This is a genomic window from Blastococcus xanthinilyticus, from assembly GCF_008124835.1.
Lineage (GTDB): Bacteria > Actinomycetota > Actinomycetes > Mycobacteriales > Geodermatophilaceae > Blastococcus > Blastococcus xanthinilyticus.
The window spans coordinates 93,501-109,207 of the sequence record NZ_VNHW01000012.1; the positions used below are offsets into that span (position 1 = coordinate 93,501).

Below are 15,707 nucleotides of genomic sequence, written 5' to 3' on the forward strand. Positions count from 1 at the left end.
CGGCCCCGCAGAACTGAGTAGACGATGCAGACCGCCGAGATCCGCCGCCGCTTCCTCGAGCACTTCGCCCAGCGCGGGCACACCGTCGTCCCCAGCGCGTCGCTGGTCTCGCCGGACCCGTCGCTGCTGTTCACCGTCGCCGGCATGGTGCCGTTCATCCCGTACCTGACCGGGCGGGAGCCCGCGCCGTTCCCGCGCGCCACCAGCGTGCAGAAGTGCGTCCGGACCCTCGACATCGAGGAGGTCGGCAAGACCACCCGGCACGGCACGTTCTTCCAGATGAACGGCAACTTCTCCTTCGGCGACTACTTCAAGGAGGGGGCGATCCAGCACGCCTGGGAGCTGATCACCGGGCGGCTGGAGGACGGCGGGCTGGGCTTCGACCCCGACCGCATCTGGGTCACCGTCTACCTCGACGACGACGAGGCCGCCGACGCCTGGCACCGGATCGCGGGCCTGCCGGTCGAGCGGATCCAGCGGCTGGGCAAGAAGGACAACTACTGGCACACCGGGGCGGCCGGCCCCGGCGGCCCCTGCTCGGAGATCTACTTCGACCGCGGGCCGCAGTTCGGCCCCGACGGCGGCCCGCTGGTGGACACCGCCGGCGACCGGTTCCTGGAGATCTGGAACCTCGTCTTCATGCAGTACGAGCTCACCGACGTCCGCGGCAAGGAGGAGTTCACGGTCGTCGGCGAGCTGCCGAGGAAGAACATCGACACCGGCATGGGCCTGGAGCGGGTCGCCTACCTGCTGCAGGGCGTCGACAACATGTACGAGATCGACGAGGTCGCCCCGGTGCTGCACCGCGCCGCCGACCTCGCCGGGGTCACCTACGGCAAGGACGTCGACGCCGACGTCCGGCTGCGGGTCGTCGCCGACCACGTGCGCAGCGGGCTGATGCTGATCGGCGACGGCATCACGCCGGGCAACGAGGGGCGCGGCTACATCCTGCGCCGGCTGCTGCGCCGCGCCGTGCGCTCCATGAAGCTGCTCGGCGTCGACGAGGCCACCCTGCCCGAACTGCTGCCGGTCTCCAAGGAGGCCATGAAGGCCAGCTACCCGGAGCTGGAGACCGACTTCGCCCGGATCTCCGCCGTGGCCTACGCCGAGGAGGAGGCGTTCCGGCGCACGCTGACCTCCGGGACGACGCTGTTCGAGACCGCCGTCGCGCAGGCCCGCAAGGCCGGCTCCCCGACGCTGTCGGGCGAGCAGGCGTTCAGCCTGCACGACACCTACGGCTTCCCCATCGACGTGACCCTCGAGATGGCCGCCGAGCAGGGCGTGACCGTCGACGAGGCCGGCTTCCGCGCCCTCATGACCGAGCAGCGCGACCGCGCCCGCGCCGACGCCCGCGCCAAGCGCACCGGCTCGGTCGACGTCCTGGCCTACCGGCGGCTGCTCGCCGAGCACGGCCCCACCGACTGGCGGGCCTACGACACCCTGCGCACCGACTCCCGCGTGCTCGGCGTCGTCCGCGAGGGCCAGGACGAGGGCGGGGACGAGGGCGAGCGGCCGGCCGGCCCCGGTGAGATCACCCGGGTGGTGCTGGACCGGACGCCGTTCTACGCCGAGTCCGGTGGTCAGGTCGCCGACGCCGGCATCCTGACCTGGGACGGCGGGCGCGCGGAGGTCATCGACGTGCAGCGCCCGGTCAAGGGGCTGGTCGCCCACCAGGTGCGGGTGCTCGAGGGCGAGCTCACCGAGGGCGCCGAGCTGACCGCCGAGGTGGACCGCGAGTGGCGGCTCTCGGCCTGCCAGGCGCACTCCGGCACGCACGTGGTGCACGCGGCGCTGCGCCAGGTGCTCGGCCCCCAGGCGCTGCAGTCCGGCTCGTACAACCGGCCGGGCTACCTCCGGCTGGACTTCGCCTGGCAGGGCGCGCTCACCGCGCAGCAGCGCACCGACATCGAGGACGTCGCCAACGCCGCCGTCCGCGCCGACCACCGGGTCAGCGCCTCCTGGATGACGCTCCCCGAGGCGCAGGCGTTCGGCGCCCTGGCCCTGTTCGGGGAGACCTACGGCGAGCAGGTGCGCGTCGTGGAGATCGGCGGACCGTGGTCCCGCGAGCTCTGCGGTGGCACCCACGTGCGGGGCAGTGCGCAGATCGGCACCCTGGCCCTGACCGGGGAGTCGTCGGTCGGCTCGGGCGCCCGCCGCGTCGAGGCGGTCGTCGGGCTGGAGGGCTTCCGCTACCTGGCCCGCGAGCGCGACCTGGTGCGCCAGCTCGCCGAGCTGCTCAAGTCGCCGCAGGACGGGCTGGTCGACCGGGTGAGCGGCATGGTGGCGCGGCTGCGCGACCTGGACCGGGAGCTCGCCGACCTGCGCGCCCAGCAGAACCTCGCCGCGGCGGGTGAGCTCGCCGCGTCCGCTGCCGACGTCGCGGGCGTCGCCGTGGTCACCGGGTCGCCGGCCGGGCTGGGGGGTGGCGATCTGCGCACCCTCGCCCTCGACGTCCGGGGGCGGCTGGCGGCCGACCGGCCGTCGGTCGTGCTGCTCGCGTCGGAATCCGGTGGCAAGGTGGCACTGGTGGCTGCGCTCAACGCGGCCGCGGTCACGCTGGGGCTGTCGGCCAACGACGTCCTCAAGGCGGCCTCGGCCCCGGTGGGGGGCCGTGGCGGCGGCAAGTCCGACGTCGCGCAGGGGGGCGGAACCGATCCCGCGGGTATCCCCGCTGCGTTGCAGGCAGGCATCCAGGCGGTCGTGACCGCCACTGGGAGGTAGACCATCGTGTCCGGATCCGAGCACAGCCCCGAGGACACCGGCCCCGTCGGCCGGCGACGCCGTGAGCTGCCGGCCGTCCCGCCGGCGCGCCCGCGTCCGTCGACGGGTGAGCAGCCCACGTACCACCCGACCACCGAGATCGACCTCAGCCAGGGGTTCCCGCCGGTCAAGCACGAGACCACCGAGATCGACCTGTCCGGCGGCTGGCCCACGCACCTCAAGGTGCCGCCGCGCCGGCCCGGGGCCACCGCCCGGGGCCGGGTGCTGGGCATCGACGTCGGCACCGTCCGGGTGGGCGTGGCCATGTCCGACCCGACCGGCACCCTCGCCAGCCCGCTGGAGACCCTGCGCCGGGCCAGGAACGGGTCCGACCTGGACCAGCTCGCGGCGCTCGTGGTGGAACACGAGGTGACAGAGGTGGTGGTGGGGGAGCCGGTGCACCTCTCTGGTGCGGCGGGCAGTTCTGCCCGCGATGCTGCCGATTACGCTCAGGAACTGGCCGACCGCATTCCGGATGTGCCGGTGAACCTGATCGACGAGAGGCTCTCCACCGTGACCGCAGCCAGCCACCTCCGCGAGGGCGGCATCGACAGCCGCCGCCAGCGCGGAGTGATCGACCAGGCGGCGGCCGTGGTCATCCTCCAGCAGTATCTCGACTCCCGGGGGGCGAGCTCGTGACGGCGCCCGGCGGGCCGCCGCGGCGGGGCAGGCACTCCTTCGACGAGTTCCCGGGTACGGCGTCCTCGTCGTTCCGGACCGGTGCGGGTGCCGCCGCCGGAGGACTCCCGCCGGGCTTCGGCCGGGGCACCGGCCACGCCGATGCCACCGGGCCGATGGAGCGCGACTGGTGGTCCTCCGGGGCCACCGGCTCCGCCGACCACCCGCTGACGGCGCGCCGCGACGCGGACGACCACGGCTACGGCTACGGCCCCCACCCGTCGGCGCCGCTCCCGCCGCTGCCCACCGGCGCCTGGGACCGGATGCGCCCGCGACCGGGGCTGGGTGACGACGACGCCACGGTGGCTGCGCCCCGGCTGGGCGGGCGACCGGACGACGAGCACTACGACGAGCTGCACGACGAGCCCCGCGTCCACGAGACCCACTGGGACGAGCAGACCGGCGGCCTGGACGTCATCGGCGCGAACGTGGACGAGGACCGGCCCCGGCGTCGCGGCCTGCGCCGCGCCGGCCGGTCGGTCCCGCCGGCCGCCCCCGGGGATGCCGGCGCGGTGGCCGACGAGCACGACGACGTCCACGCCGGGTCCGACGAGATGCTGGACACCGGGCACACCGACGTCCACGAGCCGTTCTCCGACGAGGAGATCCCCGTCGAGCCCTACGACTCGCGCGGCGACCGCCGGCGGCGCCGGCGGCCGTTCGCGGTGGTCCTCGCGCTGCTGGTGCTCGGCGGGCTGGTGGCGGGCATCGTGATCGGCGGCCAGCAGCTGCTCGGCCTGTTCAACCCGGCCTCCCAGGACTACGCCGGCGCCGGTACCGGCAGCATCGACGTCCGCGTGCAGGAGGGCGACACGCTCAGCGACATCGCCCGCACGCTGGAGGAGGCCGACGTCATCGCCTCCACCGGCCCGTTCGTGAGCGCGGCGAAGGCGAATCCCGACGCCACCGGCATCCAGCCCGGCGTCTACACCCTGCGCTCGCAGATGAGCGGCGAGTCGGCGCTCGACCTGCTGCTCGACCCCGCGGCCCGCCAGGTCTCCCGGGTCACCGTGCGCGAGGGCCTCACCGTCCAGCAGACGCTGGCCCTGCTCGCCGAGCAGACCGGCACCCCGCTGGCCGACCTCGAGGCCGCGGCCGCCGACCCGGCGGCGCTGGGCCTGCCGCCCTACGCCGGCGGCATGCTCGAGGGCTTCCTCTTCCCCGCGACCTACGAGTTCCACCCCGACGACACGCCCGCGGAGATGCTCACGGCCATGGTCGCGCGCGCCGACCAGGCGCTCGACGCCCTCCAGATCCCCGAGGCCGAGCGGCTCGTCACGGTCACGAAGGCGAGCATCGTGCAGGCCGAGGCCGCCTCGGCCGAGGACATGGCGAAGGTGGCCCGGGTCCTGGAGAACCGGCTCGCCGACGGCATGCCGCTGCAGCTGGACACCACCGTGAACTACGCCAACGGCAAGGCGGGGATCACCACCACGCCGGAGGACCGCGCCAACCCCTCCCCGTACAACACCTACGTGCACGCCGGGCTCCCCCCGGGGGCGATCAGCAACCCCGGTGAGCAGGCGCTGCGTTCGGTGCAGAACCCGGCCGAGGGCGACTGGCGCTTCTTCGTCGTCGTCGACCCCGACACGGGGGAGACGCGGTTCGCCCGCACCGCCGAGGAGCACGCGGTCAACGTCGAGGTCTTCCGGCAGTGGCTCCGGGCCCAGCCCGACGAATGAGGGCCGCTGTCCTCGGGCGGCCGGTGACCCACTCGCTCTCCCCGCTGCTGCACCGCGCGGCCTACGCGGCGCTCGGGCTCACCGACTGGACCTACGACGCCCTGGACGTCGGGGCCGAGGACGTGGCGCCGCTGGTCGCGGGGCTGGGCGAGGAGTGGCGCGGCTTCTCGGTGACCATGCCGTGCAAGCAGGCGGCGGTCCAGGCCGCCGACGTGGTGGAGCCGCTGCCCCGGCTGCTGGGGGCGGCCAACACCCTGGTCCGCACCGATGCCGGCTGGCGGGCCGAGAACACCGACGTCACCGGCGTCGGGCTGGCGCTGCAGCTGGCCGGCGTCGAGCAGGTCGAGCGCGCCGCGATCCTGGGGGCCGGCGGGACGGCGGCCGCCGCCGCCGTCGCCCTCGCCTCGCTGGGCGCGGTGGAGGTCGACGTCCTCGTCCGGGACACCGCCCGGGCCGGGGAGGTCGTGCGGGTGCTGGACACCCTCGGCGTGGGCAACCGCGTCCTGCCGCTGGCCGGCGCGCGGGTCGAGGCGCCGCTCGCGGTGAGCACCGTGCCCGTCGCCGGGCAGCCGGCCGTCGCCGCGCTGGACTGGCGGGCCGGGCAGACCGTGCTCGACGTCCTCTACGCGCCGTGGCCCACGCCCCTGGCCGACCGGGTCACCGACGCCGGCGGAACGGTGGTCGGTGGCCTCGAGGTGCTCTTCTGGCAGGCCACCGCCCAGGTCGAGCTCATCACGGGGCAGCCGGCTCCGCTCGCCGCGATGCGCGCCGCCCTCGACGCCCGCTGACCGCGGTGGAGCCCTGGGGCGTCCTCGGCTGCGCCGTGGCGGGCGCGCTGGTCCTCGGTCCGTGGCTGGCCCGGACCGCCGCCCGGCTCACCGCCCGGGATCCCCGGGCGACGGCGACCTCCGGCACGACGGTGCTGGCGACCGCGCTGCTGGCGGGCGGGCTGGCCGGCGCGGTGCTCCTCGGCGGCCTGCGCCCGGCCACGATCGCCCTCGCCTGGGCCGCCGGCGCCGCCGTCGTGCTGGCGTTGGTCGACCTCGCCGCCCACCGGCTGCCCGACCGGGTGCTCGCCCCGGCGCTCGGGGTGTGCGGCGCCGCGCTGCTCGCCGACGCCGCGGTCGAGGGCGCCTGGCCGGCGCTGGCCCGGGCCGTCACCGCGGGCGCCGCCACGCTCGTGGTCTCCGGGGGCGTCCGTCTGGCCGCGCCCCCGGCGCTCGGCCTCGGGGACGTGAAGCTGCTGGGGCTGCTCGGGCTGGTGCTCGGCTGGGCCGGGTGGGGCGTCCTGCTCGCCGGTCTGTTCCTCGGCCTGCTCACCGGCGCCCTCGCCTCGGTGGTGCTGGTGGCCACCCGCCGGGCCGGCTGGCGGGACACCGTGCCGTTCGGCCCGCCGCTGCTGGCCGGCGCCGTCCTGGCCCTGGCGATCGGCGGGATCCCGCCCGGATGACCCATGCCGTCGGGGCGGGTTCCGGCCGCCTGGCAGAATCCCCGGCATGTTGCGCTGGCTGACCGCCGGTGAGTCGCACGGCCAGCAGCTCACCGCCATCCTCGAGGGCCTGCCCGCAGGCGTGGAGGTGCAGACCTCCGACCTGGACCTGCAGCTTGCCCGCCGCCGGCTGGGGCACGGGCGGGGCGCCCGCATGTCCTTCGAGCAGGACGTCGTCACGCTCACCGGCGGCGTCCGGCACGGCCGCACCCAGGGTGGGCCGATCGCCGTGCAGGTCGGCAACACGGAGTGGCCGAAGTGGCAGACCGTGATGTCGGCCGACCCGGTGGACGCCGAGGTCCTCGCCGGCCAGGCGCGCAACGCGCCGCTCACCCGGCCGCGCCCGGGCCACGCCGACCTCGCCGGCATGCAGAAGTACGGCTTCGACGACGCCCGGCCGGTGCTCGAGCGGGCCAGCGCGCGGGAGACGGCCGCCCGGGTCGCCCTCGGCGCGATCGCCCAGGCGTTCCTGCGGCAGGCGGTCGGCGTCTCGGTGGTCAGCCACGTGGTCGGCATCGGCCCGGTGGTCGCCCCCGACGGCCTGGTGCCCGGCCCGGGGGACAACCCGCGGCTGGACGAGGACCCGGTGCGCTGCGCCGACCCGGCGACCAGCGCGGCGATGACCGCGGAGATCGACGACGCCCGCCGGACCGGGGACACCCTGGGCGGGGTCATCGAGGTGGTGGTCCACGGCCTGCCGCCGGGCCTGGGCAGCCACGTGCACTGGGACCGCCGCCTCGACGCGCGGCTGGCCGCCGCCCTGATGGGCGTGCAGTCGGTCAAGGCCGTGGAGGTGGGCGACGGGCTGGAGACCGCCCGCCGCCGGGGCTCGGTGGCCCACGACGAGATCGTCCTCGCCGACGACGGACGGGTGCAGCGGCTCACCGACCGCGCCGGCGGCATCGAGGGCGGGATGACCAACGGCGAGGTGCTGCGGGTCCGGGCCGCCATGAAGCCGATCAGCACGGTGCCCCGGGCGCTGCAGACCGTCGACGTCGCCACCGGGGAGGCGGCGGTCGCGATCAACCAGCGCAGCGACGCCTGCGCGGTGCCCCGCGGCAGCGTGGTCATGGAGGCGATGGTCGCCCTGGTGCTGGCCGACGCCGTGCTGGAGAAGTTCGGCGGCGACTCGGTGGCCGAGACCCGGCGCAACGCCCAGGCCTACCTCGACGCCCTGCCCTACCGGTGAGCGGTCCCGCCCTGGTGCTGGTCGGGCCACCGGCGTCGGGGAAGACGACGGTCGGCACGGCGGTCGCCGAGGCGCGCGAGCTGCCCTTCCGCGACACCGACCGCGACGTCGAGGCCGAGACGGGCGTGTCGGTCGCGGACCTGTTCGTCCAGCACGGGGAGCCGCACTTCCGGGCGCTGGAGGAGCGGGCCGTCGCCCGGGCGCTCGCCGAGCACGCCGGCGTGCTCGCCCTCGGCGGGGGAGCGGTGACCAGCGCCGCCACCCGGGAGCTCCTGGTGGCGCACGGCGGTACCGGCGCGGCGGTGGTCTGGCTCGACGTCGACGTCGCCTCGGCGGCCCGCCGGGTGGGCCTGTCCCGGGACCGGCCGCTGCTGGCGGTCAACCCGCGCGCCATGCTGCGCACCATGCTCGAACAGCGCGCCCCGCTCTACGCGGAGGTCGCCACCCACCGGGTGCCCACGGCCGGGCGCTCGCCGGAGGAGGTCGTCACCGAGGTGATCGCCGTCGTGTCCCCGCAGGTGCAGCCGTGAGCCGCCGCGTCCCCGTCGCGGGGGAGAAGCCGTACGAGGTCGTGATCGGGCCCGGCGCCCAGGCCGAGCTCGCGCTGGTGCTGGCCGGCACGCCCAAGGCCGTCGTGGTGCACGCGCCACCGTTGGCCGCCGCCGCGGGCGCCGCGGTGGAGACGCTGCAGACCGCCGGCGTGGCCGCGGAGGCCGTCGTCGTCCCCGACGGCGAGGCGGCGAAGACCGCCGCCGTCGCCGCGGAGCTGTGGGAGGAGTTCGGCCGGCTGGGCCTGACCCGCTCCGACGCCGTCGTCGGGCTCGGCGGGGGCGCGGTCACCGACCTGGCCGGCTTCCTCGCCGCCACCTGGACCCGCGGCATCCGCGTGGTCCAGGTGCCCACCAGCCTGCTCGGCATGGTCGACGCCGCGGTCGGCGGCAAGACCGGGATCAACACCGCCGCCGGCAAGAACCTGGTCGGCGCCTTCCACCCGCCGTCGGCGGTGCTCGCCGACACCGGCCTGCTGGCCGGACTGCCGGAGGCCGAGTTCCGGGCCGGCATGGCGGAGGTGGTCAAGTGCGGGTTCATCGCCGACCCGCGCATCCTCGAGCTCCTCGAGGCCGAGCCGACCGGGCACCGCGACACCGAGGAGCTGATCGAGCGTGCGGTGCGGGTCAAGGCCGCGGCGGTGGGGGAGGACCTCTACGACACCGGACGGCGGGAGTTCCTGAACTACGGGCACACCCTCGGCCACGCCATCGAGCGGGTGGAGGACTTCGGCTGGCGGCACGGCGAGGCGGTCGCCGTCGGCACGGTGTTCGCCGCCGAGCTGGCCGGGCAGGCGGGGCTGCTCACTGCCGCCGAGGTGGCCCGCCACCGGGACCTCGTGGCGGCGATGGGCCTGCCCACCCGCTACTCGGGCGACTGGCCGGCGCTTCAGGCGGTCATGCGGGTGGACAAGAAGGCCCGCGGCGCCGCGCTGCGGTTCGTCGTCCTCGACGGGCTCGGCAACCCGACCATCCTCACGAACCCCGACCAGGCCTGGCTCGACGCGGCGTGGGCCGCAGTATCGGAGACCTCATGACCATCCAGGTGCTCAACGGCGCCAACCTCGGCCGGCTCGGCACGCGCCAGCCGGAGGTGTACGGCACGACCACGTACGCGCAGCTGGTCGAGCTGGTGGAGACCGCCGCCCGCGAGCTGGACGTCGAGGTGCAGGTGCGGCAGACCGACGACGAGGGCGAGCTGCTCCGCTGGATCCACGCCGCCACCGACGCCGGCGACCCGATCGTGGTGAACCCCGGCGGCTGGACCCACACCTCCGTGGTGCTGCACGACGCCCTGGCCGCCGTGGCCGCGCCGGTGCTCGAGGTGCACCTCAGCAACATCCACGCCCGCGAGGACTTCCGGCGGCACTCCTACGTGTCCCGGGCCGCCGACGGCTCCATCGCCGGGCTCGGCGTGCACGGCTACGTGCTGGCGCTGCAGTGGATGACCCTGCGGGGTCTGTCGTGAGCCGGGACACCCGTCGCGAAGCCGGTCGCCGCGACGTCCTCCGGGCCACGGCGGCCGAGCGGGGGCTGGACGCCGTCCTGGTCACGAACCTGCTCAACGTGCGGTACCTGACCGGCTTCACCGGGTCCAACGGCGCGCTGCTCGTGCGGGCCGACGGCGGTGACGTCTTCGGCACCGACGGCCGGTACACCACGCAGGCCGGCACCCAGGTGCCCGACGTCGAGCTGGTCGTGGACCGGGCGACCGTGCCGGCGCTGGCCCGCGAGGCGGTGCGGCGCGGCGGCGTGCGGATCGGCTACGAGTCGCACGACCTCACCGTGGACGGGCTGCACGGGCTGGAGCAGGTGCTGGCCGACGCCGCCGCCGGCGGGACGGCGCCGGAGCTGGCGTCGGTGCGCCGGGCGGTGGAGGCGCAGCGCATCATCAAGGACGACAACGAGATCGAGCTGCTCCGCCGTGCCTGCGCCGTCGCCGACCAGGCGCTGGCCGAGCTGGCCGCCGAGGGCGCGCTGCGGCCCGGGCGCACCGAGCTCGAGGTCGGCCGCGAGCTCGACGCCCGCATGCTGGCCCTCGGGGCGGAGGCGCCGTCGTTCGAGACGATCGTCGCCGCGGGGGCCAACTCGGCCATCCCGCACCACCGGCCCGACCGCACCGAGCTGCGCGCGGGTGACTTCCTCAAGCTCGACTTCGGCGCCACCGTCGAGGGCTACCACTCCGACATGACCCGCACCCTCGTGCTCGGGCACGCGGCTGACTGGCAGCGGGAGATCTACGCGCTCGTGGCGGCCTCCCAGGCCGCCGGGCGGGCGGCGCTGGCGGTCGGGGCGGACGTCGTCGCGGTGGACTCCGCGGCGCGCGACGTCATCGTCGCGGCCGGCCACGGCGAGCACTTCACCCACGGCCTCGGGCACGGGGTGGGCCTGGAGATCCACGAGGCGCCGGGCATCGGCCAGCTCGGCGCGGGTACGCTCGCTGCCGGAATGGCCGTCACCGTGGAGCCGGGCGTCTACCTGCCCGGCCACGGCGGTGTCCGGATCGAGGACACCTTGATCGTCACCGATGACGCGCCCGAGTTGTTGACCCTCACGAGCAAGGAACTGCTGGTTCTGTAGATGGCTACCACCAACGACCTCAAGAACGGCATCGTCCTCAACCTGGACGGCCAGCTCTGGACCGTCACCGACTTCCAGCACGTCAAGCCCGGCAAGGGCGGCGCGTTCGTGCGGACGACGCTGAAGAACGTGCTGTCGGGCAAGGTCGTGGACAAGACCTTCAACGCCGGCACCAAGGTGGAGACGGCCACCGTCGACAAGCGGTCGATGACCTACCTGTACAAGGAGGGCACCGACTTCGTCTTCATGGACGGCGACACGTTCGACCAGATCTACGTGCCGTCCCAGACGGTCGGGGGCGGCGCGGACTACCTGCTGGACAACACCGAGGTCGTCGTCGCAGTGCACGACGGCACGCCGCTGTACGTGGAGCTCCCGGTGACCATGGAGCTCGTCGTCGAGCACACCGACCCGGGCCTGCAGGGCGACCGCTCCACCGGCGGCACCAAGCCGGCCACCCTGGAGACCGGCGCGCAGATCCAGGTGCCGCTGTTCATCTCCACCGGCGAGAAGCTCAAGGTGGACACCCGCGACGGCCGGTACCTCGGCCGGGTCAACTGAGCGCGGGGCGGGCGGGGTAGGCCGGCATGGCTGCACGGTCCAAGGCGCGCAAGCGCGCCGTCGACGTCCTCTACGAGGCGGACGTCCGCGGTCGCGACCGGCTCGAGCTGCTCCGTGAGCGGGTCGCCGACGGCAACCCGCCGGTGTCGGAGCACGCGGTCCGGCTGGTGGAGGGCGTGGCGGAGCACGGCGCCCGCATCGACGAGCTGATCGGGGCGCACGCCAGCAACTGGTCGCTGGACCGGCTGCCCGACGTCGACCGCGCGATCCTGCGGATGGCCACCTACGAGCTGCTCTGGGCCGACGACGTGCCCGACGCCGTCGTCATCGACGAGGCGGTGGAGCTGGCCAAGGCGCTGTCCACCGACGACTCGCCGAAGTACGTCAACGGCGTGCTGGGCGCGATCCTCGCCGCCGAGGTCCCGACCGCCTGAGCCACGGTGGAACTCGTCTCCCGGCTGGCCGCAGCTGTCGCTGCTCTGACGGCCCGGCATTCGCGGGTCCTGGTCGGGATCGACGGGCCGGACGCCGCCGGAAAGACCACGCTCGCCGATCGGCTCGCCGCCGAGCTGTCGGGACCGGTGCAGCGGGTCTCCGTCGACGACTTCCCGCGGCCCGTCGAGGAGCGCTACCGCCGGGGGGAATTGTCCGCTGAGGGCTTCTACCTGGACGCCATCGACCACGACCGGCTGCTGGCAGAGGTCCTCGTTCCCTTCCGGAACGGGGCGGACGGGGCCGGGCCGCGAACCTTGGTCGTCGACGGCATCTTCTTGCTCCGACCGCAGCTGAGGCGCCTGTGGCACCTTTCGGTTCATCTCCGGGTCCCGGAGCAGACGGTCCTCGCGCGCGCTCGGCAGCGGGACCGCTCGCTCTATGCCTCACTGGCCGAACTGGAGCAGCGTTACCGCGCCCGCTACCTGCCGGGGCAGGCGCTCTACCGCGCCGAAGCAGATCCGGAGACTGGGGCCGACGTGCTGATCGACAATCGGGACGTCAGCGCCCCGCGGATTCTCCGGTGGGACGCGCCCGACTGCTGAGCGGGCGCCTCAGACCGGGTCGAGGCGGACACCGGTGAGTTCCTCGAGGACGACGAGGGCCGCATCCAGCCTGTGGACGGTCGTACCTCCTTGTTCGTACTTCTGGGAAGAAGTCGAGTACGCCGACGTCCTGGAGGTCTGATCGCAAGGCCGGTGCGCAGTACGGGACACCCCACCAAGTCGCTGTCGCACTCGGGGTCCGAGAAGAAGGGCGGTTACCCGGCGACGGGACCGGTCGTCTCCGCGATGCCCAAGGCGCCACGGGGCCCCGCGCCGGGGACGAGTCCGTCGCACACCCCTGGTTCCGGCTCCTCGTCCGCGAAGGGCATGTCCAAGGAGGGGTAGGCCCCTCCGATCGGTCCCGACCGTCCGACGCCTGGTGCGCTCAGTGCAGGTCGCGGCGGGCGAACAGCCAGACCCCGATGCCGACGATCACCGCGGCGGCCGCGCCGACCACCAGGGCGCCCTGCAGGTTGGTGACCAGGTAGGACGGCGGGCCCTCCGGTCCGGTGGTCATGACGCTGTAGTCGACGACCCGGACCCCGTCCGGGGCGACCAGCGCGGCGGCGTTGGTCGAGATCAGCCAGCGCTCCAGCATCGGGTCGTAGATCCGCAGCGCGTTCTCCACGATCGCGAAGTACACGAAGCCCACGCCCAGCGCCGCCCCGGTGTTGCGCACCAGGTTGGCCAGCCCGAAGCCGATCAGGGAGATCAGCACCACCAGCAGGACCCCCCGGCCCTGCACGGCCAGCAGGTCGCCCCAGAAGCCGTCGGGCAGCTCCTGCCCGTCGCCCACGAACGTGCGCAGGATCCAGGCCATGAGCAGCCAGGCCAGCTGCGCGGCGAGGCCGATCGCGACCGCCGCGAGCGCGAGGACGCCGATCTTGGTGGCCATGACGCGCACCCGGTTCGGCACCCAGAACAGCAGCGCCACGATCGTGCGGTGCGACCACTCGGCGCCGATCCAGGTGGCGCCGATCAGGAAGAGGAGGACGGCGGCGGCGGCGGCGAAGGCCATGGCCCCGGCGTCGGCCGTGGCGGCGAAGTCGAACGGCGCGGTCTGGACGAAGTCCTCGACCCGCCAGGTGGACGCGTCGATGCCCGGGCCGCACATCTGCTCGGCGAGCTCGCCGGCGCGTTCGGCCTCCGCCGCGCACTCGGCGTACCAGGCCCGCTCGCTGGCGAGGATCTCCTCCATCTGCTGCCGCGCGTCGGCGAAGTCGGCCTCCGTCGGCTCACCGAAGTTCAGCAGCCCGATGACCACCGCGCCGAGCCAGCCGAGCACCGCGAGGCCCAGCAGGACCTGCACGAAGCGGCGGGCGCGGAACCGGTGCAGCTCCGCCCGGAACAGGCTGCCCCGGTGGGCGGCTGCGGCCGGCTGCGGCGCCGTGGTCGGCTGCTCGGTCATCGCGCTCATGCCCGCTCCCCGGTGATGGCGAGGAAGGCGCTCTCCAGGTCGGGGGTCACGCGGACCAGCTCCTCGACGTAGTGGCCGTGCTCGGCGAGCACGCGGGTGATCTGGCCGGGGGCGGGTGCGCCGTGCACGAGCACCTGGCCGTCGGGGGTCGGGGAGACGGAGAACCCCGCGGCCGAGAGCACGGCCGCCGCGGCGGCGGGGTCGGGCACGACCACGCGGACGTCGCCGGTGCCGGCGCGGGAGAGCACCTCGGCGACCGGTCCGGACGCCACCCGGCGGCCGCGGGCGAGGATGGTGACCGAGTCGCAGACCTGCTGGATCTCGGCCAGCAGGTGGGAGGAGACCAGCACCGTCGTCCGGCCGTCGGAGCCCAGCCGCCGGATGAGCTCGCGCACGTCGCGGATGCCCGCCGGGTCCAGGCCGTTGCTCGGCTCGTCGAGGATGAGCAGGCGGGGGGCCTTGAGCAGCGCCGCGGCGATGCCGAGCCGCTGCTTCATGCCGAGGGAGTAGCCCTTGAACCGGTCGTCGGCGCGTTCCCGCAGGTCCACCAGCTCCAGGCACTCCTCGACCCGGGCCGACGGCACCCCGGCGGTCTCGGCCAGCAGCCGGAGGTTGCGGCGGCCGGAGAAGCCCGGGAAGAACAGCGGGGTCTCCACCATGGCGCCGACGTCGCCGATGACGCCCGGGAGCCCGGAGGGCACCGGCTGGTCGAGCACCTTCATCGTGCCGCTGCCACCGTCGACGCCGACCAACCCGAGCAGGGCGCGAATGGAGGTCGTCTTGCCCGACCCGTTGGGCCCCAGCAGGCCGTGGACGCCGCCGGACCCGACCACCATGTCCAGCCCGTCGAGCGCCTTCAGGGGCTGGCCGCCCCGTCCGCGGTAGGTCTTCGAGACCCCCACCATCTCCACCGCCGGCATGCGGGCCTCCCTGCCTTCCGGATCAGCCGCCCGGGTGGGAGCACCCTGGCACAGCGACGTCCGCGGTGACAGCGTCCGGCGTGCGTGTCGGAACCGCGGGGGCCCGGAAAGCACAGGGCCCGGAAAGCGCAGGGCCCGGAAAGCGCAGGACCCGGAAAGCGCAGGACCCGGAAAGCGCAGGACCCGGGAACCGCAGGGCCGGGAACGGCGAAGGGCTCCCGCCGTGCGGCGGGAGCCCTGTCGTCAGCGCGGGGAGCGCCGGCGGTCGCCCCAGGGCTCGTCGACGTCCTCCTCGAGGTCCTCGTCGTCGCCGCTGCCGACGATCCCCTCCATGCCGGGGGAGAGCACGCCCCACTCGATCAGCCGGGACGTCAGCTCGTCGGGGCTCATGTCGTAGATGATCGCCAGCGACTTCAGGTCCTCGGCGCGGATCGAGAGGACCTTGCCGTTGTAGTCGTGGCGCTGGGCCTGGATCGTCGAGGCGTAGCGGGCCAGCGGCCCGGCCTCGTCGGCCGGCAGCGAGCCCAGCGACTCCAGGTTGAGGACGATCTTGTTCGTCGCGGTGACCGCGGAACTCGGCCGCGGGTCGGGCAGCAGCTCCGACACCGGCACGCCGTAGAAGACGGCCAGTTCGGAGAGGCGCTGCACGGTGACGGCGCGGTCGCCGCGCTCGTAGGAGCCGACGACGACCGCCTTCCAGCGGCCGTGCGACTTGTCCTCCACGCCCTGCAGGGAGAGCCCCTGCTGGTTGCGGATCGCTCGGAGCCGGGCGCCGAGGGCCCGCGAGTAGTCGGTGCTCATCGCTGTCTGCTCACAGTCCGTCGTCTCGGATCGGTGCTGGTCGTC

16 protein-coding genes are annotated in these 15,707 nt (G+C 74.5%); 13 read left to right on the forward strand and 3 right to left on the reverse strand.

The annotated features are described in order from the left end of the window. The first annotated feature begins 24 nt into the window (after positions 1-24). From alaS to BD833_RS17730, 13 genes are read left to right on the forward strand one after another with little or no spacing between them, the layout of a single operon-like run. Positions 25-2,721: an alanine--tRNA ligase gene (alaS, locus tag BD833_RS17670; RefSeq protein ID WP_166534458.1), complete on the forward strand. Its 2,697-nt coding sequence runs from the start codon at positions 25-27 to the stop codon at positions 2,719-2,721. Between the two features lie 6 nt (positions 2,722-2,727). After that, entirely contained in the window at positions 2,728-3,399 is a 672-nt protein-coding gene (gene ruvX / locus BD833_RS17675; RefSeq protein ID WP_208092746.1) for a Holliday junction resolvase RuvX, read from the forward strand. Beyond that, entirely contained in the window at positions 3,396-5,120 is a 1,725-nt protein-coding gene (gene mltG, locus BD833_RS17680; RefSeq protein ID WP_166534459.1) for an endolytic transglycosylase MltG, read from the forward strand. Before ruvX ends, mltG begins: the two co-directional genes overlap by 4 nt. Beyond that, positions 5,117-5,908 carry a shikimate dehydrogenase gene (locus BD833_RS17685; protein ID WP_166534460.1) on the forward strand — a complete coding sequence of 264 codons (792 nt, stop codon included), beginning with the start codon at positions 5,117-5,119 and terminating at the stop codon, positions 5,906-5,908. Before mltG ends, BD833_RS17685 begins: the two co-directional genes overlap by 4 nt. Before the next feature lie 5 nt (positions 5,909-5,913). Continuing rightward, positions 5,914-6,570, forward strand: coding sequence for a prepilin peptidase (locus BD833_RS17690; protein ID WP_243737761.1), 657 nt, complete (start codon positions 5,914-5,916; stop codon positions 6,568-6,570). Between the two features lie 46 nt (positions 6,571-6,616). Then, positions 6,617-7,798, forward strand: a complete 1,182-nt coding sequence (gene aroC / locus BD833_RS17695) for a chorismate synthase (RefSeq protein ID WP_166534461.1) — start codon at positions 6,617-6,619, stop codon at positions 7,796-7,798. Next, a complete protein-coding gene (locus BD833_RS17700; protein ID WP_166534462.1) occupies positions 7,795-8,328 on the forward strand; it encodes a shikimate kinase in 534 nt (177 codons plus the stop codon). Before aroC ends, BD833_RS17700 begins: the two co-directional genes overlap by 4 nt. Next, the gene (gene aroB, locus BD833_RS17705) at positions 8,325-9,383 is read left to right on the forward strand and encodes a 3-dehydroquinate synthase (RefSeq protein ID WP_166534463.1); all 1,059 of its coding nucleotides are present in this window, start codon (positions 8,325-8,327) and stop codon (positions 9,381-9,383) included. The genes BD833_RS17700 and aroB overlap by 4 nt, the downstream gene beginning before the upstream one ends. Then, positions 9,380-9,814, forward strand: coding sequence for a type II 3-dehydroquinate dehydratase (gene aroQ / locus BD833_RS17710; protein WP_166534464.1), 435 nt, complete (start codon positions 9,380-9,382; stop codon positions 9,812-9,814). The genes aroB and aroQ overlap by 4 nt, the downstream gene beginning before the upstream one ends. Further along, a complete protein-coding gene (locus BD833_RS17715; protein ID WP_166534465.1) occupies positions 9,811-10,926 on the forward strand; it encodes a M24 family metallopeptidase in 1,116 nt (371 codons plus the stop codon). The genes aroQ and BD833_RS17715 overlap by 4 nt, the downstream gene beginning before the upstream one ends. Continuing rightward, entirely contained in the window at positions 10,927-11,487 is a 561-nt protein-coding gene (gene efp, locus BD833_RS17720) for an elongation factor P (RefSeq protein WP_166534466.1), read from the forward strand. Between the two features lie 26 nt (positions 11,488-11,513). Further along, entirely contained in the window at positions 11,514-11,921 is a 408-nt protein-coding gene (gene nusB / locus BD833_RS17725) for a transcription antitermination factor NusB (protein ID WP_166534467.1), read from the forward strand. Positions 11,922-11,927: 6 nt separating this feature from the next. Further along, complete coding sequence (locus tag BD833_RS17730) at positions 11,928-12,524, forward strand: nucleoside/nucleotide kinase family protein (protein WP_166534468.1); 597 nt, start codon at positions 11,928-11,930, stop codon at positions 12,522-12,524. A 385-nt stretch (positions 12,525-12,909) separates the two neighbouring features. Here the strand turns inward: BD833_RS17730 and BD833_RS17735 are convergent, their stop codons facing one another. The 3 genes from BD833_RS17735 to bldD form a co-directional block, all read right to left on the reverse strand. After that, positions 12,910-13,941, reverse strand: a complete 1,032-nt coding sequence (locus BD833_RS17735) for a hypothetical protein (protein WP_166534469.1) — start codon at positions 13,939-13,941, stop codon at positions 12,910-12,912. Then, the gene (locus BD833_RS17740; protein ID WP_166534470.1) at positions 13,938-14,861 is read right to left on the reverse strand and encodes an ABC transporter ATP-binding protein; all 924 of its coding nucleotides are present in this window, start codon (positions 14,859-14,861) and stop codon (positions 13,938-13,940) included. The genes BD833_RS17735 and BD833_RS17740 overlap by 4 nt, the downstream gene beginning before the upstream one ends. A 243-nt stretch (positions 14,862-15,104) precedes the next feature. Then, positions 15,105-15,662, reverse strand: a complete 558-nt coding sequence (gene bldD, locus BD833_RS17745; RefSeq protein WP_166534471.1) for a transcriptional regulator BldD — start codon at positions 15,660-15,662, stop codon at positions 15,105-15,107. Between the last annotated feature and the right edge of the window lie 45 nt (positions 15,663-15,707).